Here is a 26,532-nt window from a genome sequence, read left to right as displayed (position 1 = left end):
TCGGGTGCATGGCAGGCTTGAGGCGGAGCGCCGGATTTTTCCGAAATTCACCGCTTGCATCCCGGCAAGCACATCGCTATGTTCCGCGCCACAACGACGCCGCAGTAGCTCAGGGGTAGAGCAACTGATTCGTAATCAGTAGGTCCGGGGTTCAAATCCCTGTTGCGGCACCACTCTAAGGCCCTGAAAGCAAACAGCTTTCGGGGCCTTTCCATTTCCGGGGCAAGTAGGAATTCAGAGTTCCGCTAACTCTGAATTCAGAGATTAGTTAGCGGTTCGTTCCGCCTTCGCCTTCTTTGCTTCCTCATGGGCCACCAGCTTCGCGATGGCGGCGGCGGCCATCTCACCCGTCAGCGACAGGTAGTGCTTGAGGATCTGATAGGCGCTCGGTTCGTCATGGCCGGTGATGGCGCAGATTTCCGGGACGGTGCAGCCGGCTTCCGCCAGCTTCGTCACGGCGGTATCGCGGGTGTCCATGAACCAGACATCGGCGATACTGGGCAGCTCCTTCGCGACCGTCGCGCGGATCTCGGAGAACTGGTGCCGGAAGGTGTCGGCCGACCACGGCGCCTTGGTCGAATCGTTCCAGAGGGCGGTGACCGCCTTCACCCCTCCCTCTGTCCGCCGGGCCAGGGCGGCCCGCTGACGGGCAGCGGCGCGCGGGTGGAGCGGGATCGCCACGCGGGCGCCGCGCTTGGCCTGCTTCAGGTGGATCGAATAGCCGGTGCCATCGGGTTGGACGGCGAGCTGGCGCAGGGCCAGGAGGTCGCCCTGTCGCTGACCGAGGTAGACGCCATACACCACGGCGTCCGCGATGCAGGGCCAGCCGGCCGCATCGGCCGCCGCGACGAAGCGGTCAATCTCCTCATCCGACCAGATGCGAAGGCGTGGCGCGATCGACACCATGCCCGGCTTCTCCGCCGCGTTGTGGGTGACGTGACCATTGTCCCAGGCGAACTTCAGCAGGATGCGCAGCACGCGAAGCACGGCATTCGCCTTGGCCTTTTTGCCGGTGTCCCATAGCGACTGATAGTAGTCCTGGACCGTCTCGCGGGAGAGCGCCTTGACCGGCGCGTCGCCGGACCACGCCTCGATCACTTTCAGCAGCTGGCCATATTCGTACCGGGTCTTCTCCGCCTTTGTGGTGAAACGGGCGGACGCCTTGTAGAGGCGGATGATGTGCGCGACCGATCCGGGACGGACCTCATCAGGCATGGGCGGTGCCGCCGGCGCCGCGGTGCCCGTCGTCGCGCCCTTGCGCCAGGCGGCCAGCTCGGCGTTGCGGAGCTTCGCCAGTTCCACCGCCTCATCCAGCGTCGCGGCCGGACGGCCATCGGAGTGACGCAGGCGTTCCGACCGCCAGCCGGCTTTCCGCAGTTCCGTCGACGGCTGCCAGAACCATAGGGGGCCAGCCGAGCCGCGCTTCTCAATGAGGTATGGCACCTTGATCTTCATCGTGTTCCCCAGGGTCGCAGGCCTATTCAGAGGCGCAACCGGTACTGCGTCAATGGCGGAAGGGGCGGCGGCTTGGGTTGCACCTTCGGCGGTGGGGGAGGCGGTGGCGGCGCGCTGGATGGATCCATCAGGGCCGCCCGCTTCGCCCTGGTGCGGTCCCGCAGCTCCGCCCATAGGTCGGGCGCTTCCCGTTCCAGCAGGGCGATGACGCCCCGATTCGCCTTCAGGCTGGCGTTCAGATCATCCGCCGTCCTCGCCATGTCGGTAGCCATGGCGAGGACGGCGTGGACGGTGCGGATGGCGGGCGAAGGCATCTCACCGGTGCCCGAAGTTGGTCATGCGGCCACCCCCTGAACCGGGTTCGCATCTTCAGCCGGCAGAAGCTCCGGCGCGACAGTGCCGATCCAGTGACGGAGGACCGCGGCGATGCGTTCAGCTTCGACCGCTTTTTGCAGGAAGAAATCGCCGGTCAGGCCAATGATGTAATACTCATCATCGTCGCTGCGGGAGGCGTCCAGCAGCACATCGTCATCTGAATCGGACGGACCCTCGATGATGATTTCGTGGCTGCCGTATTCCTCATGCCGACGCAGTGCGCGGCCGAGGGCCGTCAACAAGGCCGGCGCGATCCGAAAGGCGGCGGAACGAATGGTCGCGGCATGATTGTCCTGCGGCCCATCGTCCTCATCCTCCCCGCCCTCGTCGCCCAGATCGGCCGGAGCCGGTGCGGCAGCCACGGCGTCTTCCAGATCGGCTTGATCGCCGAGGCTGAAGCAATCGGGGATCGCGATCCGGTATTTGCGGGCGAGCGCCACGAGCACGGATGAGAGGCCCATGGAATATGAGACATGGACGGATATCCGCCCGGCAATCCAAGCCTCGACGGCTTGACGGATGTTCACGCCGGGCAGGCGGAGCAACCGTGACCACGCATCGGCCATCAACTTGTTGTTCTTCAGCTTGCCGCCGTCGATCAGATCGGAGATGCGTTCGAGTGGCCCGCCTCCTTGGAAGAGTTCAGCGCTCAACCCGGTGTGGTCCCCATAAAGAACGGAGGAGGCATAATCCGCACCGTGACGGTCGGTCCGCATCTTCTCCACCAGCAGCAGGATCAAGGCTGCGCCGGGGTCGGAGGTGATGGCCTTGACCAGCTTGTCCCGGAACGCCTTTACCTGCCGATCCTTCTCCTCGCGTTCCTCCCGTTCAGCGGCCCGCCGCGCCTCCCGATCCGCATCCTCCACCGAGGTGCGAGTGGTCAAATTCTCATGGATGACGACGTGCCCCTCATAGGGGTTGTAATGAACGACAACGCCAGCCCTGGCGGGGTCGTCCGTCGTCTCCAGATCCATGTAACCCGGCTGGAAATAGTGGCCCTCATAGAGCCGTGCCCAGGCCCAGGAGCCTTTCAGCTCTTCCACCTTGGCCACGGCTGCCGCAGCCTGGAGCTTCAGGAACAGCGGCCGGTCATTGAAATATCGGGTGTTGTTGTCCGGGTTCTCCACGACCTTGTCAGCCGGGTAGTCGGACAGGTCGAAGATGGCGCGGCTGATCGGCACCAGGCCGCCAGTCAGCTTCTCGCGGAGCTGCGGTGCCGGCGGAAGGATGCCGGGGTTCTTCACCAGCTTCGCCTGTTCGGCCGGCGCGGCCATGGTCAAGACGCGCGCCTGGCTGAAGGTGATCTTCCCATCGCGAAGCGCTGTTTGCGCCTCATCTCCCAGCTTGTCGAGGAGGGCCAGCCGCTGTTGGATGTGGCGCTGGGTGCAGCCGATGCTGTCGGCGATGGACTTGGTCGACCACTGCGACGGATCCAGCGCGATCAACTGCGCGAACCCTTCCGCCTCTTCCATCGCGTTGACGTCGTGGCGTTGCAGATTCTCCAGTAGCGCGATCGCCAGATGCTTCGCGTCATCGGCATCAATGAGGTTGCCCGGGATGTTCGGTTCTTCCGGGTTCCACTTGCCCTGTTCCGCCAGCAGGCGGAGGGCGCGGAAGCGGCGTTCGCCCGCGACGATCTGGTAGGCGACGCCAGCTTCATCGGAGCGGCGGAGAACCAGGTTCTGCATCAGGCCCTGCGCCTCGATCGACGCGGCGAGGCTGGCGATGCCTTCCGGATCGCAGGTCTTGCGCGGGTTCAGCGGGGACGGCTTGATGTCCATCAGGCGGAAGAGCCTGAGTCCGACGGCGCCGACCGGCGCGGCGGCGGACGGCGCCTCCTCCTCCCCGGCCAGCTCCGCCAGCTGGCACCCCAGCGCGGCGGCCAGCTGGCGGAGCTTGACGATATCGGCGAACTGCTGCGCACCGCTTTCCAGCGCGCCGATGGTGGCTTGCGGCACCTTGGAGGCGGTTGCCAGCTCGCGTTGCGTGATTCCCTTCGCGGTGCGCAGGCGCTTCAGCGCGAGGCCCAGCGTGGATGGTTCGGTCATGTCGCGACCTCACAGGTTGGCGGCGCGGGCGCGCTCGCTGAGTTTGCGGCGCCAGGCCGTCATGTCGTCATCTTCGGGCAATGCCTCCTCCTCCCTGTCCGCCGGGGGGCGCGCGGCGACAGCGCCGCCGGTGGATTGGCGGTCAATCCAGGCGTCGACGGCGGCGGCCGACCAGCGGTTTGAGAAGGGGGCGCAGGGAGATGGGAAGCCGTTGCGGTCGAGGTCCTTCCGCGCGCGATAGAAGCGCTCGACGGAGAGGCCGAGCTTCGCGGCGACTTCGGGGGTTCGGATCAAGTGAGCCATGACAGCACCAGGACCAGGACGAGGATGGTGAAGCCGGCCGACAGCGGCAGATACGCGCCGCGACGCCGGGACGGCCGCGCGGCGGTGATGGTCTCGCCGACGGCCAGCCGGTTCAGCACCGGGTGGTTTCGTCGGAGAGGAGGAAGACCGGATCGGTGAAATCCGGCATCGGCGGGTCGCGCAGGATGGCGATCGAGCGGGCCCGACCCCAACCGCGGGTGATCCAGCCCTTGCGGACCAGGCCGCGGAGCTGGGCGCGGGCCTGGCCCTTGGACATGTCCAGTTCGGTGGCGAGCTGGGTCAGCGTCGGGGCGATGCCGTGGTCGTTGATCCACTCAGACAGCACGCGCAAGCAATCGAGCTGCGCCGGCAGCAAGGGGCGCGCGTTCATCACCTGCGCGGCGAAGGCGACGACGGCGGCAAGGGCGGCTTGATGGGCGGGCGAACCGGGTTCGTTCGGTGGAGGAGTGTTCGGCAGGGACATGGCATGCCTCGTTGGTGGGGTAGGCTGCTCATGTTGCATTAAATGAGAGTTTTGACAATACGGATTTCTTATTAAGAAAACATGAGCTGCCTTCTGTTGCGCTGGGGCGGGTTGCAACGCAGAAAATGGAGAAGATATTATGCAAAATTCAATTTTTAGGAGCGAACGGGAATGTGCGGTGCTATCTACCGCCTTTATTCCACAAGCACCGATGTGCTGAAAGGAGAAGAAAAGAAAAATGATTATGCTTCAATTTATTGTATCGGTCGTGGCTGCAATTTTTGACCCGATGATTTTAATCGGGAACGCAATAATTGGAATTTTTGTGAGAAAATTCAACTATTTAGTGGCTGCTTGGGTTGCGTATTTCTTCGTTATACAGTTAGTAATTAGGTTTATTGCGCTTCATGAGAGATCTGTTTATTCGCAAAATCTGGTAATTTCTCAAATTATTGCGTCTATAATTGTTGTTTTCATTGCGCGATTGATTTGTGGTAGCTCTACCAAAGGGGCAAGCTGAAGACACTCGGGCCCCACTGAGGGCTTGCGTCTGACGCACGGATCTTCAGCTTGAGATGCGTCAGACCATCCTACCCGAGCCTCAGTAGCTTATTGGGCTCTGCGTTTCAAAATGAGTATGGCGATATGCAAATTGCAGGAATCCGGACCTTCCAAATTCATGGAGCGCAGCTCACTGGTTAATTCCGCTCGAACGCGCCTACGCGGCACACCTTCTTTTTCGGCGATATAGATAATGAGTCCTTCCATCACCAGTTTGTCTGTTTCAGGACAGTGCCTGTCACCCCGAACAGTGTAGAGCGCCGCCAACAACAACAGAATGCAGAAGGCGACTGTCACGATGACGGAGACTGGGAGTGCGCGCCTCTGACTGGCGGGGGCTGCAAGAACATCGTTAACGAGCGAACGAACGCGTTCCCTTTGGTCTAACATGGCATAACCGTTGCGGTAGCCGCCTGCCGGCCCGGCGGGGCTGACAGCGAGCGTACGATTGCAGACGGTGGCCCTCATTGCCACGGATAGGGAGCGCCAACTCCCGACACCCCCCGCCGGTCTGGCCGCCGAAGGGCGCTGCAACTATTCACCGCGAAATTTTATACTGTCAATGCATCCAATTGTAACCATATCCGGGTATATGCATTACCCGGCGCGTCGCGCCTCATAGCGGAGCACGGTATCCGCTCGCTCCAGGGCTGTGCGGCTTCGGGCTGCTGGATCAGTTTCGGCGGCCTCTTGATAGACATGCGCGCATATGGTCGCGAGCGCTTCAGGTTCCAGTTGGAGTCGCAGATCTCGGACGCGCTCGAACACAGCGGCTAGGACAACGCCCAACAGTTTCTCATCGACGGTGCCTGCTGCGGCATCGGCAATGAGATCGACGGGGCGACACCCGAACACCCGCGCCAAGGTCTCCAGATGGTACTGGGTGTAGCCAATCTGTCCCCTCTCCAGTTTTGAGAGGTTGCCATCGGTCATGCCGATCCGTGCCGCCAGCTCTTCCAGCGTCAGGTTGTCGCGCTTGCGGAATTCACGGATGCGATTGGTCATGCATCCGTTTTGCGCTTGCGGTGCAACCTACGCCATGCGCGCTAGAGAGATTTCGATTGACCATAACTCTCATTTAATGAGATTTCTTCTCGTATGGTTTTGCGAGAATGGATTACCGCCGAAGGGCGTAGCCAAGATGATGTGGCCAAAGCGGTTGGCGTTAGCCGAGCGCAGATGAGCCGTATCGTGCGCGGCACATCTCAAGCCTCGACCGAAGTGGTCGAGGCATTGCGGCGGCTGTCACATGGCGCGGTGGGGCCTGAAGATCTGCATCGCGTGCGGGTCGCCTATCTGATGTCGGTCGGCAGGATCACCCCCACCGCTTCCTGTCCGCCCGCCCCCCTCACGGAGGCGCGAGCGGCATGATCACCTTCGCGATGGAGAACGCATGTCACCGGAACAGGAAATTCGCCTCGCGTGCTTGCGTGAGGCCATCGCGCGCTATCCCAACCACCACCCGCACGAACAGATCATCATCGCGGCGGCCTACGCCGACTTCGTGGACCATGGTGCCGTCGTGGGAGTGTTGGCCGTTCCCAAGAAGGTGGCCGACGCGCGCGCGGCGCATCCGGCCGCCGTCGATATCACTCCGGTGTAGTCCAGGTTCCGGTGTCCATATCGTAGACGGGCAGCTTCTTGGTGTCCGTTCCCTGGGGCACCCCTCGCACGACCTCCAGGCAGCGCTTGTAGGCACCGAGAATCCATGCCTCGTCGACACTGTGGAAAACCGTGTCGCCCTGATTTTGGTAGAAGGTCGCCTTCTTTTCCGCCTGCGCGACGTGGCGCAGGAGTTCGAGCGCGACGGCTTCCGGGGTCTGCGGATACTCAGCCATGGGTTCCTCATGCTGTGGTGTGTGGCAACCCACAGTATAGGGAGGGTGCGCGCGGCTGTCATGGCCGCGCGCATTCCCGTGCTTCCATGACGCGCGCGGAGGCTCAGAAGCTGGCGCTGGTGGCCATGGAGATGTCCGGCAAGACCGTCGGGCAGATGTGGGCCGACCTGCGCCAGCAGTCCGGGCATCCGCCGTCGCGCCGCCAGAAGCCGACATGGTCGGATGTCCATGATTGGGTGACCGCGCTCATCCTCGACGCGGCGCGCGAGGATCTGAAGCGGAAGCCCCAGTGGGTGGCCATCGTGATCATGCGGAAGGAGCTGGCCCATGGCTAAGCGGTCCACCGGCCAGCTCCATCTGTTCCACCAGGTCGCAGCCGTCGCGGCCCCCACCGCGACGGTGCAGATATCGATCTTCGAGCAAAATCCTGACTTCGCTCCTCCCTCCTTCCGTCCCCGAGCTTGGTGGAAGGAGGCACGCAAAGCGATGTCGCAGATACGAACCGAATTGCAGGTCGCCCCCGAGGGCGTCGGCTTACGATGGGCGGAGGCGCTTGGCGCCCGATATGCGGGTGCCCACCAAGCCAAGCGCATCGCCCAGGATTTCGGCGTGGAGCCCCGCACGGCCCAGAGCTGGCTCGGCGGGCAGCCGCCGCTGTGCAAGCACCTGTGCCGCGCGGCGCTGGTCCACGGTCATGGAATCGTCCTGGAGGTGCTGCTGCCGGGCACGCCGCTGGAGCGGGAGGCCCGGCTGGACGCCGAGTTGCGCGCCGTCGAGGCCCGGCTGGACGGCCTGCGCCGGACAATCGCGGAGTTGCGAGCATGAAGGATCATACCCCCGGAACCGAGCTGCTGCTGGCGGCCCATGGCGCCAGCCGTGCCAGCGTCGAGCGGCTGGCCACCGCCGTGGCGCTGCTGGACGGTCTCATGGTGCCGCCGCATGTGGCGCGATTGCGTGACGCCGCCAGGGCATGGCTGCGCGTTCCGGGGGACCCGACCCTGTACAGCGCCTTGGCCGACGCGGTGGCGGAGTATTGCGACGCGGAGGCGCCGCGCCGGACCCGGCTGACGGCGCTGGACCTGGCCGCCCTTGCCGAGGAGGCGCCGGCATGGACCGGGCGGGCGGACCTGCAATGACGGAGACGACGATTGACCAATCTGCTGCTGACGCTCGCGATGGCTTGCGCGGCGCTGGGAGAGTGGTTGACCAGGCGCGCACGGTCCCGCCGTCCGCCCCGCCGCCGGTCAGCGCCGAACAGGCGGAGCTGATCCGCTTCAGCCACCGCCGGCAAGGCATGTCGATCAAGATGGTCGCCGCCATCATGCGGCTGACCCAGGCGCAGGTGCGCCTTGCGCTTTCCATCGATTCCGAACCAGACCCCGAACCCGACCACCTCAGCGGCCGCGCGGCGCGGCCGAGCACACCAACGGATCCTGTCGTGCCGGTCGGGGGTGACGCCGTTGCGGCGGCTCCGGTGCGCCAGCGTGTGGCCAAGGATCCGGACGCCGTCACCCATGCGACCGCAAGCGGGTATGTGCCGATCATGTCGGACGCGTACCGCAGGCGGCCGGCATGACCAGCCCACTCCTCTCCTGGACTGACGGCGCCACGGCCGAAGACGTGGCGCCGTCCCTTTTACGTTCACCGCTCTTCAGGACGAACCGGGTTCGCGGATCATGAGCGCGCCGCAGAGGCTCCACAGCGTTGACCAGATCGTGGACATGATGCGCGCGCGCATCGACGAACTGGTGCGCGAAGTCTGGGGATTGCGCGACGGGCATGCCGAGCGCAACGACTTCGTTTGCCGCTCCCCCCTTCGCGCCGACCGGAACGCCGGCAGCTTCCGCATCGCCGTTCGCGGGCCGTATCGGGGCATGGTCAAGGACTTCGCCAGCGGCGAGACCTGGACGCCGCTGTCCTTCACCGCCGCGCTGCTGTTCCGGGGCGACAACAGCGAGGCCCTGCGCTGGGCCCGCGCCTGGCTTGGCCTGGACGGCACCGATCCGGAGAGCTTCCGCAAGACGCGCGTGGCGGTCGAGCAGGTGGCGGCCGAGCCGGACGACGACGGCGGGCAGGGCGACAGGTACAGGGCCGTCGCCCACCGCCGGTACCTGGAGGCGTGCGAATCCATCCTCGACACCCCGGTCGACGCCTATCTGCGCGGTCGTGGCCTAGACGTGCGCCGTCTGCCGTTCACGCTCCGCGCGCTCCGCTTCCATCCGGCCTTGCGCTGCACCGAAGCCGGCCGGGACTTCCCCGCCATGGTCGCGCCGGTGGTCGCGGCAGACGGGCGGTTCCTCGCGCTGCATCGGACGTGGCTGGAGGTTCAGCGGGATGGCCGGGTGGTGAAGGTGCCCGGGCTGAAGGAGCCGAAGAAGGCGCTGGGCAGCGGGCGCGGCGGCACGATCCGGCTTTGGAACGGCACGCGGGTGGACCCGCAAACGGGCGAGATCAAGAAGGCGCGCAAGCTGGCGGATGAGAAAGCCGGCGTGTGGATCGACCTGACCGAGGGCATCGAGGACGGGCTGTCCGTCGCCATCGCCATGGAGGAACTGCGCGTCCATGTCGGGGTCAGCGTGAGCTGGATGCAGGCCATCCGCCTGCCCGCCCAGGTCGAGGGGGTGGCGATCTGGCAGCAGAACGACGCGCCCGACAGCTCCGCCGCCCGTGGGGTCGGGAAGGTCATCGAGAATTTCCGGAGCCAGGGGAAGCGCGTGCGGCTGGTCCGCCCGCCCGAGGGCTTCAAGGATGCCAATGAATGGGTGCAGGCGATGAACCAGCGCCAGCAGGAGGCAGGTTGATGGCCGCCGATGGGATGGACGGTCTGCGCCGCTGGCGCGACCAGGCCGAGGAAGTGGGTGAGGAGCTGGTGGACGATCGGTCCAGCGGCGAGGGCGACGGCGATGCCGGCACGCCGGAGCCGGAGAGCCGGTTGCCGTCGGGCTGTCCGGTGGTGCCGCTGGGTGTCCATGGCGACATGATCTTTTACCTGGACGAACTGCGGCAGCTCCGCGACCTGAAGGCGGAGAAGCACAGCCGGCTGAACGTGCAGATGCTGTTCGGCCGGCAGAGCGACTTGCTCTATGCGTTCTGGCCCCGCAAGGCGCAGAACAAGACGACGGGCGAATGGGAAACCACCGGCTGGCGCCCGGAGCTGGCGGCCGAGACGCTGATGGCGGCGGCGGCCGACAAGGGCGTGTGGTCGCCCCAGGACCGCGTGCGCGGCGCCGGGGCCTGGATCGGTCAGGACGGGGAGCTGGTCTGGCACTGCGGCACCGCGGTGCTGATCATGCCGACCGACCGCAAGGTCAGCATGCGGATTGAGGAGCCGGGCGTGGTGGGCGAGCTGGTCTATCCGGCCGGACCCGCCATCCCGCGCCCGCACCCGGAGGCACAGCCGGCAGCGGAACGGGGGCCGGCGCAGAAGCTGCTGGATCATCTGGAGACTTGGTCCTGGCGGCGCGGCGACGTCGACGCGCATCTGATGCTCGGCTGGATCGGCGCCGGCATGTTGGGCGGCGCCCTGAAATGGCGTCCGGTGGCCTGGATCACTGGCGGGCGAGGCACCGGCAAATCGTCGTTGCAGGATGTTATCCGGTGGTTGATGGGCAGCGCCGGGTTGTTGCAGAGCGCGGACCCGACGCCGGCCGGCATCCGGCAGACGCTGAGGTACGACAGCTTGCCGGTGGCGATCGACGAGGCCGAACCGGGGGACGACAGCAACGCGACTATGGCCGGGCTGGTAAAGCTGGCGCGCATCGCCGCCAGTGGTGGCAATGCCCATCGCGGCGGCGCCGACCACCAGGCGAACACGTTCACCTTGCGAAGCTGTCTGCTGTTCAGCTCCATCCTGATTCCGCCGCTCCTCCCCCAGGATCGCAGCCGTATGGCCATCCTGGAGCTGGACGAGTTGCCCAAGGGAGCGACGCCCCCACCCATGACGGAGCGGGAAATCGGGGAGTTGGGCCGGAAGCTACGGCGCCGGCTGGTAGACCAGTGGCCACGTTTCGCCGCGACGCTGGACGCCTACAGGCAGGCGATGCGTGAAGGTGGACACAGCGCCCGCGGGCAGGATGTTTTCGGCACTCTGCTGGCCGTTTCCGACCTGCTTCTCTACGACGTCGTGCCCGACGAAGGCGGGCTGAAGGCATGGGCAGCCAAGCTGTCGGCTGCAACGCTGGCGGAGTTGGAAGGGGACGTGACGGACGAAGCCGCGTGTCTGAACCACCTGCTGTCGACCGTTTGGGAAGCGCCGCACGATAGGCGGCGGATGACGCTTGGCCGGTGGGTCGGCGTGGCTGTCGGTCGGATCACTGGCGATGCCAATGAGGACACCGCCCGCAAGCTGCTGATGGAAGCCGGCATCAAAATCCATGAGCAAGGTGGAGAGGCATGGCTGGCAGTGGCCAACATGCATCGGGGGCTGTCACGGATCTACGACAGCACCCAATGGGCTGGCCGACCAGGTGCACAAGGCGGATGGGTCCAGGCTCTGCGAAGACTGCCGCACAAGGTCTATGACAAGACCATGTGGTTCGGCGTTGCGGCAAGGGCCACGCTCATCCCCATCTACCTCTGTCTGCCGGACGGCGGAAGCCGTCCACCGAATGGTCCGACGTCGGCCGGCGAGGCGGGCGATCCGCTTGACCATGCAGTGCCTTCCGCGCCCGCATCGCCGGCTGGCGGCGCTTCCGCTTCCTCCGATCGCCTCCTCTAGGCCCTCCCCCCGATGCCCCCGGCCATTCCCTCCCCCTCTCCCCGCCCGTCCGCCCCGACCCGGTTCGGTTCGGACAGATGAAACGCGAGAAGGGGGCGGCCGATCCGGGGGCGGGGTGGGGCGTTAGGAGAGCGTTAGGCAAGGCGTTAGGAAGAAAAGCCAGTGAAATCAGATGGTTACTGAAATTCCTAACGTCCTAACGTGCTAACGATGCGTCTCTCTATGTGTGTGCGTGCGCGTGTGTGTGCGTGTGGTTGGTGTGGTGTTAGTTCGTTAGACCGTTAGGAAGGTTGTTAACCTACTGAATAGAAAAGGTTTTTCAGCTAACGGGCGGCCTAACGCACGCCTAACGCTCCGGATCGAATTGAATAATGGGGGTTTAGTGCCGTGACGGGTTCGGGGGAGAAGCAAGGGTTGGCGACGGTGCTGGACGAGGCGCTTGGCGCGCCAGCGCCGGCCGAGACCGTGGGCCAGCAGTTCGACCTCCTGTCCGATGCCGACGAGGGCGCGGACGAGGAGCCGGGCGCATCGCCGATGGATACGGCGCTAGACCGCATGGCGGAAGGCTTCAGCAAGCCGCGACGGGGCCGGGGCCGCCCCGCCGGTTCCAGGAACCGCCGGACGGAGGATTGGGCGCGCCTGGTGCTGTCCACCCACCGCTCGCCGCTGCTGGTCCTGGCCGATTTCTACAGCATGCCGGTAGAGGAGCTGGCGCGGCGCCTGCAATGCGACCTCCTCGACGCGGCGAAGCTCCAGATCACCGCGGCGCGGGACCTTGCGCCGTACGTCCACCAGCGTCTCCCCCAGGCCGTGAACCTCGACGTGTCGGGCAACCTGCCGGTGCTGCACCTGCACATGGGCGATCCGTCCGGGACATTGCCGGCGGCTGACGCGGCCTTGGAAGGGGTCAGCATCGTCATGACCGACGTGATGGAAAAACAAGGGCTTAGCGCACCGCTGGTGGAACACTCTGAATGGGTGAACTCTGAAGGGGCGGCTGGAGACATTGGAAATGCTGGCGAACCGGGTTCTTCTCCAACTGATTTAGGATCAGTCAAGTGAGCGGCGGCCTCTCCCTCTCCTTCAGCCCGCCGGGGCCGGTCTCCGCCGCCTTCATGGCCGACCGCTCCTACATCGCTGGCATCATGGGTCCGATCGGCAGCGCGAAGACGTCCACGGCGCTGATGAAGATCCTGGCCCATGCGGTGGAGCAGCCGGAGCATCGAGGCGTACGCTACAGCCGCTTCGCCGTTATTCGCGACACTTACCGCCGGATGGGCGCCACGACACTGCGTAGCTGGCACAAGCGGGTGCCGCGCGACTTTGGAAAGTTTTCGGACGGCGGAATGAATGCGCCGAGCATTCATCACCTGCGGTTCCTCATCAACGACCGCAGTACGGTTGACTGTGAGGTCATGTTTTCGGCGGTGGGAGACGCGGACGTGGAAGATTTCTGCCGCGGTTTCGAGGTCACAGGAGGCTACCTGAATGAGGCCGATCTGCTGGCTCCGGAACTGCTGGTGCACTTCCCGGGCCGCTGCGGTCGCTATCCCGACAACACCATGGGCGGCTGTGTCTGGCGCGGCTTGTGGCTGGACTTCAATGCGCCCGACACCGAGAGCCACCTGTACCGTGACTTCGTAGAGGCCCCGAAACCCGGTTACCGCCTCTTCATTCAGCCGTCAGGCTTGGGCGCGAACGCTGAGAACGTCGAGAATCTGCCCGGTGGAGCCGAGTACTATCGGGTGGAGGCATCGGGAAAACCAGATTGGTGGGTGCGCCGCTTCGTCCTCAACCAGTGGGGCTACAGCCGCGAGGGCAAGCCGGTCTACCCCGAGTGGAACGACGTGCTGCATGTCTCCGCCCGCGACCTGGAGCCAATCCCGGGCGTCCCGCTGGTGATCGGCGCCGACGCCGGCTTGACCCCCGCCGCCACGATCGGCCAGCAGACCGCAGCCGGCCAATGGCGCGTCCTGGATGAGCTGGTGCATGAGGGTGGCGCCATCGGCTTCAGCGACAGGCTGAACGCGCTGCTGGGCAGCCGCTACCCGGGCTTCGACGCGGTCGGGTGGTGCGACCCCGCCGCCGCCGCGCGCGCCTCGACGGATGAGCGGTCATGGCTCGACATCGTCCGCGCCCGGACCAAGCTGCGGTGGGAGAAAGCCCCATCCAACGCCCTGTCCGCCCGGCTGGAGGCCGTGCGTCTTCCCCTTACCCGCCTGATCGACGGTCAGCCCGGGTTCCTTCTCAGCCCCCGGTGCAAGGTGGTGCGCAAGGGCTTCAACGCGGGCTACCGCTTCAAGCGCATCCGGGCCGGGGGCGGTGACCACTTCACCGACGAGCCGGAAAAGAACGCGTTCAGCCACCCGCACGACGCCGTCCAATACATGTGCCTTGGCGGCGGCGGGTACGGCGCACTTCTCGGCCGGGACCGGGCGCGGGCTGCCGCGCATGCGGCCGGCACACCGAACGATTACGACCCCTTCACCTGGTGAGCCATGACCCAAATAGACTTCAACGCGAAGCGGTACCTGGACGAGAACCCCGACGTTGCCGACGCCGTCCAGAAAGGCCTGATCACGGCATGGGAACACTTCCGTACTGCCGGACAGAAGGAGGGCCGTGCCGCCTATGACAGTTCCGGCATGCCGGTCCAGGCCGACTTGATCGCCGACCAGACCGGCCCGAAGCCCGCCGCGCCCGCGCCGAAGGACTTCAACGAGGCGGCCTACCTGAAGGCCAATCCGGATGTCGCTGACGCCGTCCAGAAAGGCATGATCACGGCATACGGGCATTGGGAAAGCTCGGGGCGCAAGGAGGGGCGAACGGGCGCCTACGCTGTCGATCCATCGTTCGATGCGGCCTATTACCTGAAGACGAACCCCGATGTTGCGGCCGCGGTCAAGCGGGGCGAGACGACGGCCGAAGAGCACTACATTCTGGCGGGAAAAGCGGAGAAGCGCAGCGCGAGCGCGCCGGCTGCCCCGCCGCCGAAGCCATTGCGCGACGATGTGCTGCAGGCCATTGCCCAGCAGGCCGACCACGTGGACAGCGGGCTGACGGCCGGCGGCTTGGCCGACACCTTGTCGCGCCAGGTCATCACCCCATGGCGCGCCAGCCTGCAGCAGCTCCGCGACGGCAAGATCGACGCGAACGCCGGGCAGCGCGCCATGGACGAGCTGGTGAAGGTCCGCGACGGCATCCTGGCCAAGGCCGATGCGAAGGAGTTCACGGAGGCGATCCGCTACGCCGGTTCCATCAACCCGGGATTCCTGTCGGCGGTGGTGAATGCCGGGTCCGCGGCATTGCAGCGGCAGAACGCCGCCGGCACCGCTGCTACCACCGGCCTGTCCGCCTCCGACCAAGCAACCAAGGACATGATGGCGGCGGTCGATGCCGCGGCGGACAAGGAGCGGGTCAGGAGCCGGAGGGGAAGGGGGGCCACGCTGTTGACGGGGCTGGCGGGGCTGCAAAGCGACGCCGCGTCCGTCGCCCGCCGCCTGCTGACCGGAGGCTGAGCCATGGCGGACGCGCGCGCAGAGGAAATCATCAGGCGGCGTGAGAGCTTGGCCGCGCTCCGGTCCCCATGGGAGGGGGTATGGAGCGAGCTGGGTGAATATGTCCGACCGCTGCGAACCGGGTTCGCCGGAGGACCCCCGCAGTCGGGCGCCAAGCCCAGTTCGCGCCTGTTCGACGCGACGGCCGGCATGGCCAACAACAACTTGGCCGCCGGCCTCTACGGCATGATCACGAACCCGGCGAATTCCTGGTTCAACATCAAGCACGAGATCGACGAGCTGAACGAAGTGCAGGCGGTCAAGCTGTGGATGGCGACGGTCGAGCGCGCCATGCGCCAGGCGCTCGCGGCCAATGGGCTTGCCTTTTACAGCCGGGTGTTCGGCCTGTATTTGGACCTTCCGGCCTTTGGCACGGCGGTCTTCTACATCGACGAGCAACCCGGGCGCGGCCTCTGGTACTCCCATCGCCGGCTGTCGGAGTGCTTCGTATCCGAAAATGACAGGGAAGAGATCGACACCGTCTATCGCGACTTCACATGGACCGCGCGTCAGGCACAACAGCGGTGGGGCGACCGCGCGGGGCGGGAGGTGGCAAAGGCGATCGAGAAGGGCGAGCCGGACCGCCCCTTCCGCTGGCTTCATGCCGTCGAACCGAATCCGGATTTCGACCCGCGCAAGCTGGGCGCCCGCTTCAAGCCGTTCCGCTCCGTCTATGTCGGTGTGGATGACCGGCATGTGGTGGCCGAAGGCGGCTACGACGAGTTGCCCTACCAGGTGCCGAGATGGGCGCCGAGCGATGCCGGCACCTATGGCGACAGCGCGGCCGTGCTGGCGATCGCGGATATCAAGATGGTCAATGCCATGGGCAAGACCACGATCGTCGGGGCGCAAAAGGCGGTGGACCCGCCGCTGTTGGCGCCGGACGAGTTCTCCGTCCGCGGCCTGCGCACCTCCCCCGGCGGCATCACCTACGGCGGCGTCGACATGGGCGGCAACCAGCTCTTGAAGCCGCTGCAGACAGGGGCACGGGTTGACCTTGGTTTGGAGCTGGAGGAGCAGCGGCGCGGCGCCATCCGCGAGGCGTTCCACTGGTCGCTCCTCCTGATGGTCCAGCAGCCCGGCCGCACGGCAACCGAGGTGATGGAGCATCAGGAGGAGAAGCTTCGCCTCATGGCGCCGCACCTTGGCCGCATCCAGGCCGAGTTCCTGGACCCGGCATTGGGCCGTGTGTTCTCGCTCTTGAACCGCACCGGCCAGTTGCCGCCGCCTCCGGACGTGCTGCGCCAGTATCCGGGCCTCCGGCTGGATTACGTGTCGCCGCTCGCCCGGGCTGCGAAGGCGGCCGAGGGGGCGGCGGTGATCCGCACCCTTGAGGCTCTGGGTCCGATCGCGCAGCTCCGCCCGGAGGTGATGGATAATTTCGATACGGACGAGATCGCACGCGGGATCTCCGACGCCTACGGCCTGCCCGCCAAGATGATGCTGGACCCGCGCCAGGTGGAGCAGATGCGGTCTGCCCGTGCACAGCAGCAACAGCAGGCTGTGGCGCTCGAACAGTCGGCGGTTGCTGCCGGCGCGCTGAAGGACATGAGCGCGGCGGGGGCAGCCTGATGGCGGCGCGGATCAAATCGGGCGTGCAATGGCTGGTCAACGCATTCGGGCGTCGCCGCGCGCAATCGGTGGCGCGGGCCTACCGGTCGCAGATCGACCCGCAGGGCGAGAATGGCCGGCTGATCCTCGCCGACCTGATGCGCTATTGCGGCGCCAACCGCTCCGCGATGGCGGCTGACCCCTATCAGACCGCCTTCAACGCCGGGCAGCAGGATGTGTTCTTCCACATCCTGGAGATGCTCGACCTTTCCCCCTCTGACTTCCCCTCAATGCTGATGGAGCAAAACCATGTTGATTCGTAGCCGTGCCGTGTTCGCCCCCGACGGCGGGGCCGCCAGCGGGATCGGCGCTCCGGACGGCGGCGCCGGTGGCGCCCCTGCATCCTCGTCGGGCTTCGACTGGACGGGCGCGCTCGGTGACCAGGCGCAGACCTTCCAGCCGTTGCTGCAGGCCAAGGGCTGGAAATCGCCGGTGGATGCGCTGACGGCGTACCAGAACCTGGAAACCCACGTCGGCCGCGCGATCGTGCCGCCGGGCGCCGACGCCAAGCCGGAAGATTGGGCGCCGGTGTACGACAAGCTGGGGCGGCCGCAGGCACCCGACGGCTACACCGGGGTCGCTCGCCCGGCCGATCTGCCGGCCGATTTCCTGCCGGACGACGACCTTTCCGGCTTCCGGCAGGCTGCCCATACTGCCGGCCTGTCCGATCGCCAGGCGCAGGCGCTTTTCGGTTGGTTCTCCGGCCGCGGGAAGTCGCAGTTCGACGCGGCACGCGAGGCCAACGCCAAGGTGGAGCCGGAGCTGCGCGGCAAATGGGGCGCCGCCTATGACGGCAACGTGGAGGTTGCCCGCCGTGCCGCCAAGGCATTCGGTGGGGATGGCGTCCTGGACATGCTTGAGAAGCAGCTGGGCGGGGTGGGGCTGGTGGAGTTCTTCCATCGCGTGGGCAGCGCGATGGGCGAGGACAGTCTTGCCGGCGGTGGTGGCGCGCCGGCTGGCGGAGGCGTCGCGACGCCCCAGGCGGCGCAGTCGCGCATTGCGACCTTGTCGAATGATGAGGCTTTCCAGAAGCGGTTGTGGAACCGCGACCAACCGGGACATGCGGCAGCAAAGCGCGAATGGGAGGAGCTGCATCAGAAGGCTTACACCTGACGGTTGACCGTTACCCGTTGTCGTGTTATGGCGATTCAGTCCGAAAGGGTCCGTGACACATCGGCGGGTAACCTGGTCTTCGACCGGGTCCGTGAGTTCGGCGGGCAACCCTCTGAGGCGGCAGATCATCCGATCAACCGTTTTTGGAGGGGGCCACCGTGTCCAGCCAGATCCCCACGCATTACCAGAACACTTATCAGAAGAACCTGGAGCTGGGTCTTCAGCAGAAGACGTCCAAGCTTGAAGGCTGCGTCCGTACCGAGAACCAGTCGGCGGAGCGCGACTTCTACGACAAGATCGGCCCGACCGAGGCCGAGGATGTGACCGAGCGTCACGCCGACACCAAGTATGCCAACACCAAGCATGACCGCCGCGCCTGCACGATCATTCCCGCCACTTGGTCGGACCTGATCGACAAGTTCGACAAGGTGCAGCTCGTCACCGATCCGACCAGCGCCTACACCCAGAACGCGATTGCGGCGCTGAACCGTCGGAAGGACCGCCACATCCTGACCGCCGCCATCGGCACCGCCTTTACCGGCAAGGAAGGGACGACGCCGGTTGCCTTCCCCTCCAGCCAGATCGTGGCGGTGAACTACGTCGAGGGCGGCAGCGCCGCCAACTCGGGGATGACGATCGGCAAGCTCCGCAAGGCCAGGGAAATCCTCGGGCTGGCAGACAACGACGAGGACGAGGACACCTATCTGGCGCTGACCGAAACGCAGATTACCGACCTCCTCAAGACGACCGAAGTCACCAGCGCCGACTACAACTCGGTACAGGCACTCGTCGCCGGTAAGATCGACACTTTTCTCGGCTTCAAGTTCAAGAAGGTCTCTCCGAAGCTGGTGGTGAAGGCCAGCACCACCCGCAAGTGCGTCGCCTGGAAGAAATCCGGCATCGTGCTGGCGAAGGGCTTGGAGGTGCAGAGCAAGGTTACCGAGTTGGCGACCAAGAACTACAGCACCCAGGTCTGGGCCTGCGGGATGTTCGGCGCCACGCGCCTGGATGAAGAGAAGGTGGTCGAGATCGACTGCCTCGAATCGGCGTAACGGAGGGCACGGACCATGGCTGATTTCTACGGCACCAATCACGCGCTGACCGTCGCCACCCCGCGTTCGCTGGTCAACGGCGGCGACTTCGGCGGCTCGGTGCGGGTCTACACCGACAGCTACACCACCCTTGGCACCGAAGCGGTCGGGGATAGCATTTATGTCGGCTACCTGAAGCCCGGCGAACGGTTCCTGTTCGGCATCGTTGTCTTTGGTGCGCTCGGCGCCAGCACCACCCTGCAGCTCGGCGATGCCGGCGACGATGACCGCTACATGGCGGCCGGCTCGACCGCGGCGGCCGGCAACAAGGATGCCCGCGCCCTGGCCGGCGCCGGCTTCCTCAATGACACTGATACGGCGATCTCGCTGTGTCTGAAGGTCGGCGGCGCCACGCTCGCGGCTGGCATCGGCATCCGCACCGAACTGTTCATCAGCCGCGTGTGACCCGGCCATGCCGGCGCTGATCGACCTCTTTAATCGGGCTCTCGGCTGGTGTCGGGCGCAGGCCATGGTAACCTTGGAAGAGGACACCGTGTCCGGCCGCGCCTGCCGTCGCTTCTATGCGACGAGCCGGGACGCCACCCTGCGGGCGTACCCGTGGAACAGCGCCGCCAGCCGGGCGGTGCTGGCCGCGCTGGTCGATGCGCCGGAATTCGAGTTTGATCATCAGTACCGGCTGCCGGACGATTGTCTGGCGGTGCGGCAGCTCTGGGACGATCCGCAGGCGGACTATGTGGTGGAGGGGCGGTCCCTTCTCACCAACCTGTCCGCCCCCCTGCGTCTGAAGTACACGGCGCGCATCGAGCCCGACGGGATGGACCCGTTGCTGTTCAACGCGGTTGCCGCGCGCCTGGCCTATGACATCGCGCCGGGGCTGACCGAGAGCAGCACGGTGACGGACAAGTCCCTTGAGCGTTTCGCGGCAGCCGTCCGCGAAGCCCGGGCCGTGGATGCGGCCGAAGGGGTGCCGGCGGAGGTGCCGGGCGCCTACGGCTGGATGGATGCCCGTCTATGAGCCGCGCCACCCCCGCCCAATACGCCTTCACCGGCGGCGAGATTTCCCCCCGGATCAAGGGGCGCACCGACCTGGAGCGCATCCGCAACGCCGTGGAGGAGATGACCAACATGGTCGCGGTCCCCGAAGGACCGTCGGAGCGGCGCCCGGGAACCCGGTTCGCCAACAGCACGAAGGGCGATGCTTCCGCGGTTCTCATCCCCTTCGAGTTCTCGACCCAGCAAGCCTACATCATCGAGGCGACGGCCGGGGCTTTCCGCTTCTACCGCGATGGCGGCCAGATCGTCAGCGGCAGCAGCCCCTACGAGGTGACGCACGCCTATTCCGCGGCCGATCTGCCGTTTCTGCGCTGGACCCAGTCGGCCGACGTGCTGTTCCTGGTCTGCCCCGGGCATCCGCCACGCACCCTGTCGCGCACCGGCCACACCGCTTGGAACTTGGCCGAGTGGGTGATGCGCGACGGCCCCTATCTCGACCTCAACAGCGGCCCGACCACGCTGACGCCGTCGGGCACCAGCGGCAGCGTGACGCTGACGGCGAGCGCCGCGCTGTTCGCCGCCACCGATGTCGGTCGGTTGGTCCGCTTGCGCATCGCCAACGTCTGGGGCTGGTGCCGCATCACCGCCTTCGGCTCTGTAACCTCCGTGACCGCTACGGTCGAAGCGGCGTGGGGCGGCACCACGGCCACGGCGTTCTGGCGCTTGGGAGCGTGGGGCGCCACCACCGGGACGTGGCCGACGGCGGTTACCTTCCATGAAAACCGCTTGGCCTTCGCGGCGCTGCAAACCGTGTGGCTCTCGTGCTCGGGTGATTTCGACAACTTCGGCCCGACGACCGAAAATGGCACGGTGGCGGCGGACAACGCCATCACGCTGACGGCGGCCGACGATCAGGTGAACGTGATCCGCTGGCTCCGCTCCGCCTTCGGCGTGCTGATCGCCGGAACCAGCGGCGGCCCCTTCGCCATCCAGGCGAGTTCTTTGCGCGAGGCGCTGACGCCGATCAACGCCACCATGCCGCGCGTCCATGTGGCGGGCGCCGCCGACGTGCAGCCGGTGCGCGTCGCCACCAATCTGGTGTTCCCCTCCCGCTCGCGCCGGCGGCTGCATCTGCTGAACGCCGAGTTCGCGGCGGCCGGCTATTCGGCGCCCGATCTGGCCTTGGTCGCCAGCCACATCACCCGCCACGCCGTCAAGGCGATGGCCTACCAGCAAGAGCCGTGGTCGGTGATGTGGCTCGTGCTGGATGACGGCACGCTGGCCGGCGTCACCTATGTCCCGGAACTCGACATCCTGGCATGGCACCGCCACCCGTTGGGTGGTACGGCCGTCAAGGTGCTGTCCGTCGCCTGCATCCCCGCCGCCGACCGGGATGAACTGTGGCTGGTGGTCGAGCGCGTGGTGGCCGGCGGCATCCGTCGGCATGTTGAGATTCTCGAAGCGCCTTTCGAGCCGGCGACCGCCGCCGACCGCGCCGGCTGCTATTTCGTCGACGCCGGGCTGTCCTACGCCGGGCCGCCGGTCACCAGCCTGTCGGGACTGGCGCATCTGGAGGGAGAGACGGTGCAGATTCTCGCTGATGGCGCGGTGCATCCCGACAGGCTCGTGACCGGCGGGCAGGTGGCATTGCAGGTTCCCGCGTCACAGGTGCATGTCGGACTGGGCACTGCGGCGCGCGTCGTGAGCCTGGACCCGGGTGTGCCGGTAGCGGAGGGGGCGAGCCGGGGCAAGCCTCGCCGTATCGACCAGGTCACGGTAGGGCTGCTGAACAGTCAAGGCGGTTCCGTCGGGCTGAAGGGCGGTCCTGCCGAGAAACTGCCCGTTCGTCATTCAGGCGATGTCATGGGCGCGCCATCGCCGCTTTTCAGTGGAGACATGGCCATCAAGGTGGAAAGCGGCTGGAGCCGGGCCGTGCAGGTGGTGGCCGAGCAGACGCTCCCGCTCCCCCTTACCCTGTCCGCCATCGTCCCCCGCATCTCGACCATGGACGCCTGACATGACCTCATCAGAGATCCGCCCCGCGACGTTCGACGATCTGCCGGGCATACAGAAAATGATGGTGACAGGTTTCGCCGCGACCGGCTATGCGGATTTGGCACCCTACGACCCTCAGTCTGGTGAAGCCGTACTGAAGGGCCTGATCGTTGCGGAAAACGCGGTCGTGCTGGTTGCGGTCGAGGCGGCTGGCTTGGTCGGGTTGCTGGTTGCCGTGGTGGTGCCGTACCCGTGGAACGGATCGATCTCCATTGCGCAGCAGCTCCTGTGGTGGGTGGAGCCGGCATGTCGGACCGGCGCCGGGCGGCGCCTATTGGCTGGAATGGAGGAATGGGCGATCGCCAAGGGGGCCAAGCTCCTGGCTTCCTCATGCAATGAGGCGATCGGCGGGGAACGGGCAACCGAAGTCTACCGGCGACGATTCGGCTTCCGGCCGATTGAGCGGCACGTCCTGAAAGGCTTGATGCAATGCCCATAGTCGGTGCCATCGCCGCCGTCGTCGGTGCGGGTGCCGCCGTTGCTGGCGCGGTCCAAAGCGGCAAGGCCCAGAAGAAGGCGGCCGACCAGGCCGCCGCGACCGAGGAGGAGAACGCCAGACGGGCGGAGGAAAACGCGAAGGCGTGGGCCGAAGCGAACGAACAGCAAACTGCGTTCAACTACGCCGAGGCGACGCTGGACGCCGACATCACGCGGCAGAAGACGGCGCGCGACCTCGCGTTCCTTTCCGGCCAGAAGAACTATCAGGCCGATGCCTACGACCGTGCGATCGGCACGGTGAACGCGCAGACGGCGGAGCGCAGCGATGCGCTCACCCGCCAAATCGGCGCGACAACCGATCTGTTGAGGGTGAAAAGCGGCTCGCTAACGCGCCAGCTCGGCACGACGGCTGACCTGTTCGCCATCAAGGAAGCCGGGATCGACCGGCAGACCGCCAACACCTCCGAACTGCTGGGCATCAAGGATGAGGCGCTGCGGCGACAGATGACCACGCAAGCCGCGTTGATCGGCCTGCGCGGCGACACCATCCAGCGGGACGCCGAAGACGAAATCGCCGCGCTGCTGGGCCAATCGGGGTTCGAGCGCGCCGCGCTGGGCCGAAAGGCGGCACAAACACTCTCCGAGGCATCGGCGGCTGTGCTGGCCGCCGAAACGCGAACCGGGTTCGAGGTGGCCAATTTGGAAGCATCGGCCAGTGACCTCGACGCCCAGTCGCAGGCCAGTCTGCGCCGGGCCGGCATCGAAAAGGCGCTGGGAGCGCAGGAACAGCTTCGGCTTCGGGCACAGGGGGAGCGGATTGCCGGCGCCGCCCGGGCGCAGATAGGCAAGGCCGGCGTCTCATTGTCCGGATCAGCGCTCGACGTCATGGCCGATCAGGCCGGTGAGGCCGAAATGGAGCGGTTGGCCGCGAAGTACAAGGCCGACATCACGGTCGACAGTTATGTGGAGGACGCCCGTACGAAGGGCGTGCGGGCTGTCCAACTCCGAACCCAGGGCACCCAGATGCAGATTCTGGGGGCGCTCGACGCCGTGAATACCATGGCGACGGCGGAGTATCAGGCGGCCGAGTTGGCGGGGCAGGCCGCCGAGATCGGTCGCCGCACCAGCGAGAGCGTTGGCACTCTGGAGCGTCGACGGGTCGCCGATCTGGAAACCTTGGCCATCGAGGGCAAGGAAAGCCTTGCGGGGCTGGAGACATCACGTCGCACGCTGGCCGTAGAGGGTCGCGAATCGCTGGGGGCGTTGGATGCGGCGCGACAGACGCTGTATGTCGAGGGCAGGGCGCAGGCCGACGCGCTGGTTGACCAGGTGCGCACTCTCGACATTGAGGGAAAGCAGCAGCTCGGCAGTTTGCGCGCCGATCTGGCGACGACCGCGCGGGAGGGAGCGGACAAGGTGCTGGCCCTCGCGGCGGAACGGGGCAACACGTTGACCAACTATGACGAGCAGATTGCCACCACGAAGATTCAGGGCGAGCAGCAGGAAGCCGCGTTGCGCCGCGAAGCGGAGCAGATCAAGAAGAAGGGCGAGATCGACGCCCGCAACATCCGGCTGACCCAACTCGCCCAGGCCGCCGACTTCCGCGCCTCGGCCGCCGCCCGCCGTGACAGCGGCAGCGCCGCCGTGACCGCGTCCTACCTGTCCGCCGGGGCCTCCATCCTTGGCACCGCCGGCAAGTTGGCGACGCAGTTCCCGACCTTCTTCAACGGCAGCAGTTCCAGCAGCGCCAGCACGTCCGCGCCAACCGTCGTGGTGGACCCCTGATGGTCACGAACCCGTCCAGCATCCTCCGGCCCATCGGTCTACGCGTCAATTTCAGCGCGCCGACCCAGCCGTACCAGCGCTTCACCGAGCCGCAACAGTCGGCCGGCGGCGCGGCGCTGTTGCGCGCGGGCGGGCAAGTCGGCGACGCGGTCGACGCGGTGGGCAACGCCTTCGAGAAGCTCAACCGGCAGGACGAGGCGTTGACCGTCGCGCGGATGCGGGCGGAGGACCGCACCACCTGGTCGACAAAGTTCAACGAGGCGAAGGAAAAGGCGGACATCGGTGCGCCGGATTTCACATCCGGCTTCCTCAAGGACTTCGACGCCTACGCCGCCGAGCGGTTGGCGGCGGCGCCCTCGCCGCTGGCGCGGCGCGACGTCGAAATGGGGTTGATCGACCTGCGCGGCCGGTTGGCCGAGGAGGGGTTGCAATTCGAGGCCGGCGCGCGGCTGGCCAAACGGCGCGGCGACGTGGAGCAAATCCGCAGCTTGAACGGCGGCTTGCTCGCCCGCGACCACCGCGACTTCGCAACCGTGCTGGCCGACACGGAAAACAGCATCCGCACGTTGGGATTGCCCCCGGCGGTCCAAGCGCAGGAGATCGAGGCAACCCGGGCAACTTTCGCGGAAACCGCGCTCATGGGTTTGGCCAGCCGCGATCCGGCGGCGGCGATGACCGCGATCAAATCCGGCGCGTGGGACGGCTACACCCAGCCGGATCGCTTGGTGCGGCTGTACGACCACGCGAACACCGAGGATCGTCGGCGCCGCAACGAGGCGCGGGCTGCGGCGGCCGAGGCGCGGGCCGAAGCGCGCAGCATCCTGGAGCCGCAATACCGCGACGCCTTCGCCGCCGCCCAGGACGGGGCGGCGTTCACGCCCATTCCGGAAGCCCGCTTGGTCAACGCCTATGGCCCGGAGCGCGGCCGGCAGATGTTCGCCGAGCTGGAGGCGACGCGCAAGCTTGGCCAGGATGTGAAGACGGTGGCCATGGTGCCGCCCGACGTGCAGGACAGGCTGTTGGCCAGCTACGCGCCGGACGGCGCCGGCTATGCTGGCGAACGCGAGCGCTACGGCGAACTGGCCCGCGCCGTTGCCCGTGATCGCAAGAACCGGGAGGATCCGGCAGCCTATGTGCTGTCGAACTCGTCGAAGCTCCGCGACCTGGTTGCCGGCGCCCGCACCGACCCGACCAAGGCTCAGGCGGCGGTCGCCCTGTCGCTGACCCTTCAGGCCGACGCTGGCATTCCCGAGGTGGACCGTCGCATTCTCCCCGTCAGCATGGCGGACACCGCCGCCCGCCAGCTCGCCACCCTGCCGCCCGAGGCGCGGGCCGACGCGGTGGAGGGCATGGCCGCCACCTATGGCGAGCATTGGCCGCGCGTCTTCCGCGAGCTGGTGGCACAGAAGCTTCCGACCGGTTACGAGGTGCTGGCCACGGTCCAGCATCCCACGGCCCGCAAGGAGCTGGCCGAAGCGCAGGCGATCGGCCGCGACGATCTGCGCAAGGCAGTCGACAAGAACGCCAAGCTGGTGGACGACGGCGTGCGGGCGGCGCTGGAACCGCTGATCCAGAGCCTTGCGCTGCAACCCGGCGGCGCCGGCAAGATCGCGCTGTGGGAGGACCAGACCCGGCTGCTGGCCTACCGCTATGCCCTCACCATGCCGCCGGCCGATGCGGCGAAGAAGGCGGCGGACGAGATCGCCTTGGGCAAATACGATTTCGTCCCGCAGGACGGCGGCTTGCAGGTGCGGGCGCCCAAGGGCCAAGGCGACCGCGCCGCCGCCTACGGGCGTCAGATCCTCAACGCGCTGACCCCGGCCGATCTGCCGGACGTCGGTGGCAACACGAAGCTGTCGCCCGAGGATCGTCGCGACATTCTGCTGTCCAGCGTGCGGCGCGGCGTCTGGGTGAACAACGAGCATGACGACGGGTGGGTGCTCCTCGACGCTCGCCGCCAGCCCGTCACCCGCGCCGACGGCAGCAGGATCGAATTCCGCTTTTCCGAGGTGAAGGACACTGGTCCGGTCATCCCAGCCAATCGAATGCCCTCCGGCGACGCGATCGATGCGACGGCGCGCCGCACCGGCCTGACGCCGGAACAGGTCCGTCAGAACATGTTGCGCCGCGCGGCCGAGGAGGAATAG

30 protein-coding genes and 1 tRNA gene are annotated in these 26,532 nt (G+C 66.4%); 23 read left to right on the top strand and 8 right to left on the bottom strand.

Annotated elements, in window-relative coordinates; translation table 11 throughout:
• The first annotated feature begins 98 nt into the window (after positions 1-98).
• Positions 99-173: transfer RNA gene (locus tag AZL_RS13650), tRNA-Thr, on the top strand.
• A gap of 91 nt (positions 174-264) precedes the next feature.
• Here AZL_RS13650 and AZL_RS13645 read toward each other — a convergent pair.
• From AZL_RS13645 to AZL_RS13625, 6 genes are read right to left on the bottom strand one after another with little or no spacing between them, the layout of a single operon-like run.
• The gene (locus AZL_RS13645) at positions 265-1,443 is read right to left on the bottom strand and encodes a tyrosine-type recombinase/integrase (RefSeq protein WP_158305978.1); all 1,179 of its coding nucleotides are present in this window, start codon (positions 1,441-1,443) and stop codon (positions 265-267) included.
• Positions 1,444-1,481: 38 nt separating this feature from the next.
• Positions 1,482-1,769: a hypothetical protein gene (locus AZL_RS36320; RefSeq protein ID WP_042443174.1), complete on the bottom strand. Its 288-nt coding sequence runs from the start codon at positions 1,767-1,769 to the stop codon at positions 1,482-1,484.
• Positions 1,770-1,790: 21 nt separating this feature from the next.
• On the bottom strand, positions 1,791-3,878 hold the full coding sequence (locus tag AZL_RS33445; RefSeq protein WP_012975115.1) for a ParB/RepB/Spo0J family partition protein: 2,088 nt from the start codon (positions 3,876-3,878) through the stop codon (positions 1,791-1,793).
• Between the two features lie 9 nt (positions 3,879-3,887).
• Entirely contained in the window at positions 3,888-4,181 is a 294-nt protein-coding gene (locus AZL_RS13630) for a helix-turn-helix transcriptional regulator (protein ID WP_012975114.1), read from the bottom strand.
• A complete protein-coding gene (locus AZL_RS37410) occupies positions 4,169-4,300 on the bottom strand; it encodes a hypothetical protein (RefSeq protein WP_256373223.1) in 132 nt (43 codons plus the stop codon). The genes AZL_RS13630 and AZL_RS37410 overlap by 13 nt, the downstream gene beginning before the upstream one ends.
• A complete protein-coding gene (locus AZL_RS13625) occupies positions 4,294-4,665 on the bottom strand; it encodes a LexA family protein (RefSeq protein ID WP_042443172.1) in 372 nt (123 codons plus the stop codon). The genes AZL_RS37410 and AZL_RS13625 overlap by 7 nt, the downstream gene beginning before the upstream one ends.
• 238 nt (positions 4,666-4,903) lie before the next feature.
• Here AZL_RS13625 and AZL_RS35515 point away from each other — a divergent pair, with 238 nt between their 5' ends.
• Entirely contained in the window at positions 4,904-5,185 is a 282-nt protein-coding gene (locus AZL_RS35515; RefSeq protein ID WP_148219322.1) for a hypothetical protein, read from the top strand.
• 638 nt (positions 5,186-5,823) lie between these two features.
• Here the strand turns inward: AZL_RS35515 and AZL_RS13620 are convergent.
• Positions 5,824-6,231, bottom strand: coding sequence for a helix-turn-helix domain-containing protein (locus AZL_RS13620; RefSeq protein WP_012975113.1), 408 nt, complete (start codon positions 6,229-6,231; stop codon positions 5,824-5,826).
• A gap of 93 nt (positions 6,232-6,324) precedes the next feature.
• Here AZL_RS13620 and AZL_RS34240 point away from each other — a divergent pair, with 93 nt between their 5' ends.
• Together AZL_RS34240 and AZL_RS35510 are read left to right on the top strand one after the other, a co-directional pair.
• A complete protein-coding gene (locus tag AZL_RS34240; protein ID WP_086935365.1) occupies positions 6,325-6,597 on the top strand; it encodes a helix-turn-helix domain-containing protein in 273 nt (90 codons plus the stop codon).
• 22 nt (positions 6,598-6,619) lie between these two features.
• On the top strand, positions 6,620-6,829 hold the full coding sequence (locus tag AZL_RS35510; RefSeq protein ID WP_148219321.1) for a hypothetical protein: 210 nt from the start codon (positions 6,620-6,622) through the stop codon (positions 6,827-6,829).
• On the opposite strand, the gene AZL_RS13615 is transcribed toward AZL_RS35510, so the two are convergent.
• Positions 6,816-7,064, bottom strand: a complete 249-nt coding sequence (locus AZL_RS13615; RefSeq protein WP_042443170.1) for a hypothetical protein — start codon at positions 7,062-7,064, stop codon at positions 6,816-6,818. The genes AZL_RS35510 and AZL_RS13615 overlap by 14 nt on opposite strands.
• Positions 7,065-7,150: 86 nt before the next feature.
• Here AZL_RS13615 and AZL_RS13610 point away from each other — a divergent pair, with 86 nt between their 5' ends.
• The 19 genes from AZL_RS13610 (at position 7,151) to AZL_RS13520 (ending at position 26,532) form a co-directional block, all read left to right on the top strand.
• A complete protein-coding gene (locus tag AZL_RS13610; RefSeq protein WP_042443167.1) occupies positions 7,151-7,399 on the top strand; it encodes a hypothetical protein in 249 nt (82 codons plus the stop codon).
• Positions 7,392-7,889, top strand: coding sequence for a hypothetical protein (locus tag AZL_RS13605; RefSeq protein WP_012975112.1), 498 nt, complete (start codon positions 7,392-7,394; stop codon positions 7,887-7,889). The genes AZL_RS13610 and AZL_RS13605 overlap by 8 nt, the downstream gene beginning before the upstream one ends.
• Positions 7,886-8,200: a hypothetical protein gene (locus AZL_RS13600; protein ID WP_042443165.1), complete on the top strand. Its 315-nt coding sequence runs from the start codon at positions 7,886-7,888 to the stop codon at positions 8,198-8,200. The genes AZL_RS13605 and AZL_RS13600 overlap by 4 nt, the downstream gene beginning before the upstream one ends.
• Positions 8,197-8,640 carry a hypothetical protein gene (locus AZL_RS13595; RefSeq protein ID WP_148219320.1) on the top strand — a complete coding sequence of 148 codons (444 nt, stop codon included), beginning with the start codon at positions 8,197-8,199 and terminating at the stop codon, positions 8,638-8,640. Before AZL_RS13600 ends, AZL_RS13595 begins: the two co-directional genes overlap by 4 nt.
• A gap of 100 nt (positions 8,641-8,740) precedes the next feature.
• Positions 8,741-9,865, top strand: a complete 1,125-nt coding sequence (locus AZL_RS33440) for a DUF7146 domain-containing protein (protein ID WP_012975111.1) — start codon at positions 8,741-8,743, stop codon at positions 9,863-9,865.
• Complete coding sequence (locus tag AZL_RS13585; RefSeq protein WP_042443161.1) at positions 9,865-11,781, top strand: hypothetical protein; 1,917 nt, start codon at positions 9,865-9,867, stop codon at positions 11,779-11,781. The genes AZL_RS33440 and AZL_RS13585 overlap by 1 nt, the downstream gene beginning before the upstream one ends.
• A gap of 414 nt (positions 11,782-12,195) precedes the next feature.
• Positions 12,196-12,843, top strand: a complete 648-nt coding sequence (locus AZL_RS13580) for a hypothetical protein (RefSeq protein ID WP_148219319.1) — start codon at positions 12,196-12,198, stop codon at positions 12,841-12,843.
• Positions 12,840-14,276: a hypothetical protein gene (locus AZL_RS13575; protein ID WP_012975108.1), complete on the top strand. Its 1,437-nt coding sequence runs from the start codon at positions 12,840-12,842 to the stop codon at positions 14,274-14,276. The genes AZL_RS13580 and AZL_RS13575 overlap by 4 nt, the downstream gene beginning before the upstream one ends.
• 3 nt (positions 14,277-14,279) lie before the next feature.
• The gene (locus tag AZL_RS33435; protein ID WP_012975107.1) at positions 14,280-15,299 is read left to right on the top strand and encodes a hypothetical protein; all 1,020 of its coding nucleotides are present in this window, start codon (positions 14,280-14,282) and stop codon (positions 15,297-15,299) included.
• A 3-nt stretch (positions 15,300-15,302) separates the two neighbouring features.
• Entirely contained in the window at positions 15,303-16,910 is a 1,608-nt protein-coding gene (locus AZL_RS13565) for a portal protein (protein ID WP_012975106.1), read from the top strand.
• Positions 16,910-17,212, top strand: a complete 303-nt coding sequence (locus tag AZL_RS13560) for a hypothetical protein (protein WP_012975105.1) — start codon at positions 16,910-16,912, stop codon at positions 17,210-17,212. Before AZL_RS13565 ends, AZL_RS13560 begins: the two co-directional genes overlap by 1 nt.
• Entirely contained in the window at positions 17,199-18,062 is an 864-nt protein-coding gene (locus AZL_RS13555) for a hypothetical protein (RefSeq protein WP_012975104.1), read from the top strand. Before AZL_RS13560 ends, AZL_RS13555 begins: the two co-directional genes overlap by 14 nt.
• Before the next feature lie 158 nt (positions 18,063-18,220).
• The gene (locus AZL_RS13550; RefSeq protein WP_012975103.1) at positions 18,221-19,114 is read left to right on the top strand and encodes a phage capsid protein; all 894 of its coding nucleotides are present in this window, start codon (positions 18,221-18,223) and stop codon (positions 19,112-19,114) included.
• A gap of 15 nt (positions 19,115-19,129) precedes the next feature.
• The gene (locus AZL_RS13545) at positions 19,130-19,558 is read left to right on the top strand and encodes a hypothetical protein (protein WP_012975102.1); all 429 of its coding nucleotides are present in this window, start codon (positions 19,130-19,132) and stop codon (positions 19,556-19,558) included.
• A 7-nt stretch (positions 19,559-19,565) separates the two neighbouring features.
• The gene (locus AZL_RS13540; RefSeq protein ID WP_012975101.1) at positions 19,566-20,129 is read left to right on the top strand and encodes a hypothetical protein; all 564 of its coding nucleotides are present in this window, start codon (positions 19,566-19,568) and stop codon (positions 20,127-20,129) included.
• Positions 20,126-22,123 carry a hypothetical protein gene (locus AZL_RS13535; RefSeq protein WP_012975100.1) on the top strand — a complete coding sequence of 666 codons (1,998 nt, stop codon included), beginning with the start codon at positions 20,126-20,128 and terminating at the stop codon, positions 22,121-22,123. Before AZL_RS13540 ends, AZL_RS13535 begins: the two co-directional genes overlap by 4 nt.
• Position 22,124: 1 nt before the next feature.
• Positions 22,125-22,601, top strand: a complete 477-nt coding sequence (locus AZL_RS36950) for a GNAT family N-acetyltransferase (RefSeq protein ID WP_052293670.1) — start codon at positions 22,125-22,127, stop codon at positions 22,599-22,601.
• The gene (locus AZL_RS13525; protein ID WP_012975099.1) at positions 22,592-24,385 is read left to right on the top strand and encodes a hypothetical protein; all 1,794 of its coding nucleotides are present in this window, start codon (positions 22,592-22,594) and stop codon (positions 24,383-24,385) included. Before AZL_RS36950 ends, AZL_RS13525 begins: the two co-directional genes overlap by 10 nt.
• Positions 24,385-26,532 carry a hypothetical protein gene (locus AZL_RS13520; protein ID WP_012975098.1) on the top strand — a complete coding sequence of 716 codons (2,148 nt, stop codon included), beginning with the start codon at positions 24,385-24,387 and terminating at the stop codon, positions 26,530-26,532. The genes AZL_RS13525 and AZL_RS13520 overlap by 1 nt, the downstream gene beginning before the upstream one ends.

Source organism: Azospirillum sp. B510 (assembly GCF_000010725.1).
Classification (GTDB): domain Bacteria; phylum Pseudomonadota; class Alphaproteobacteria; order Azospirillales; family Azospirillaceae; genus Azospirillum; species Azospirillum lipoferum_B.
This window is presented reverse-complemented; position numbering and strand designations above follow the sequence as displayed.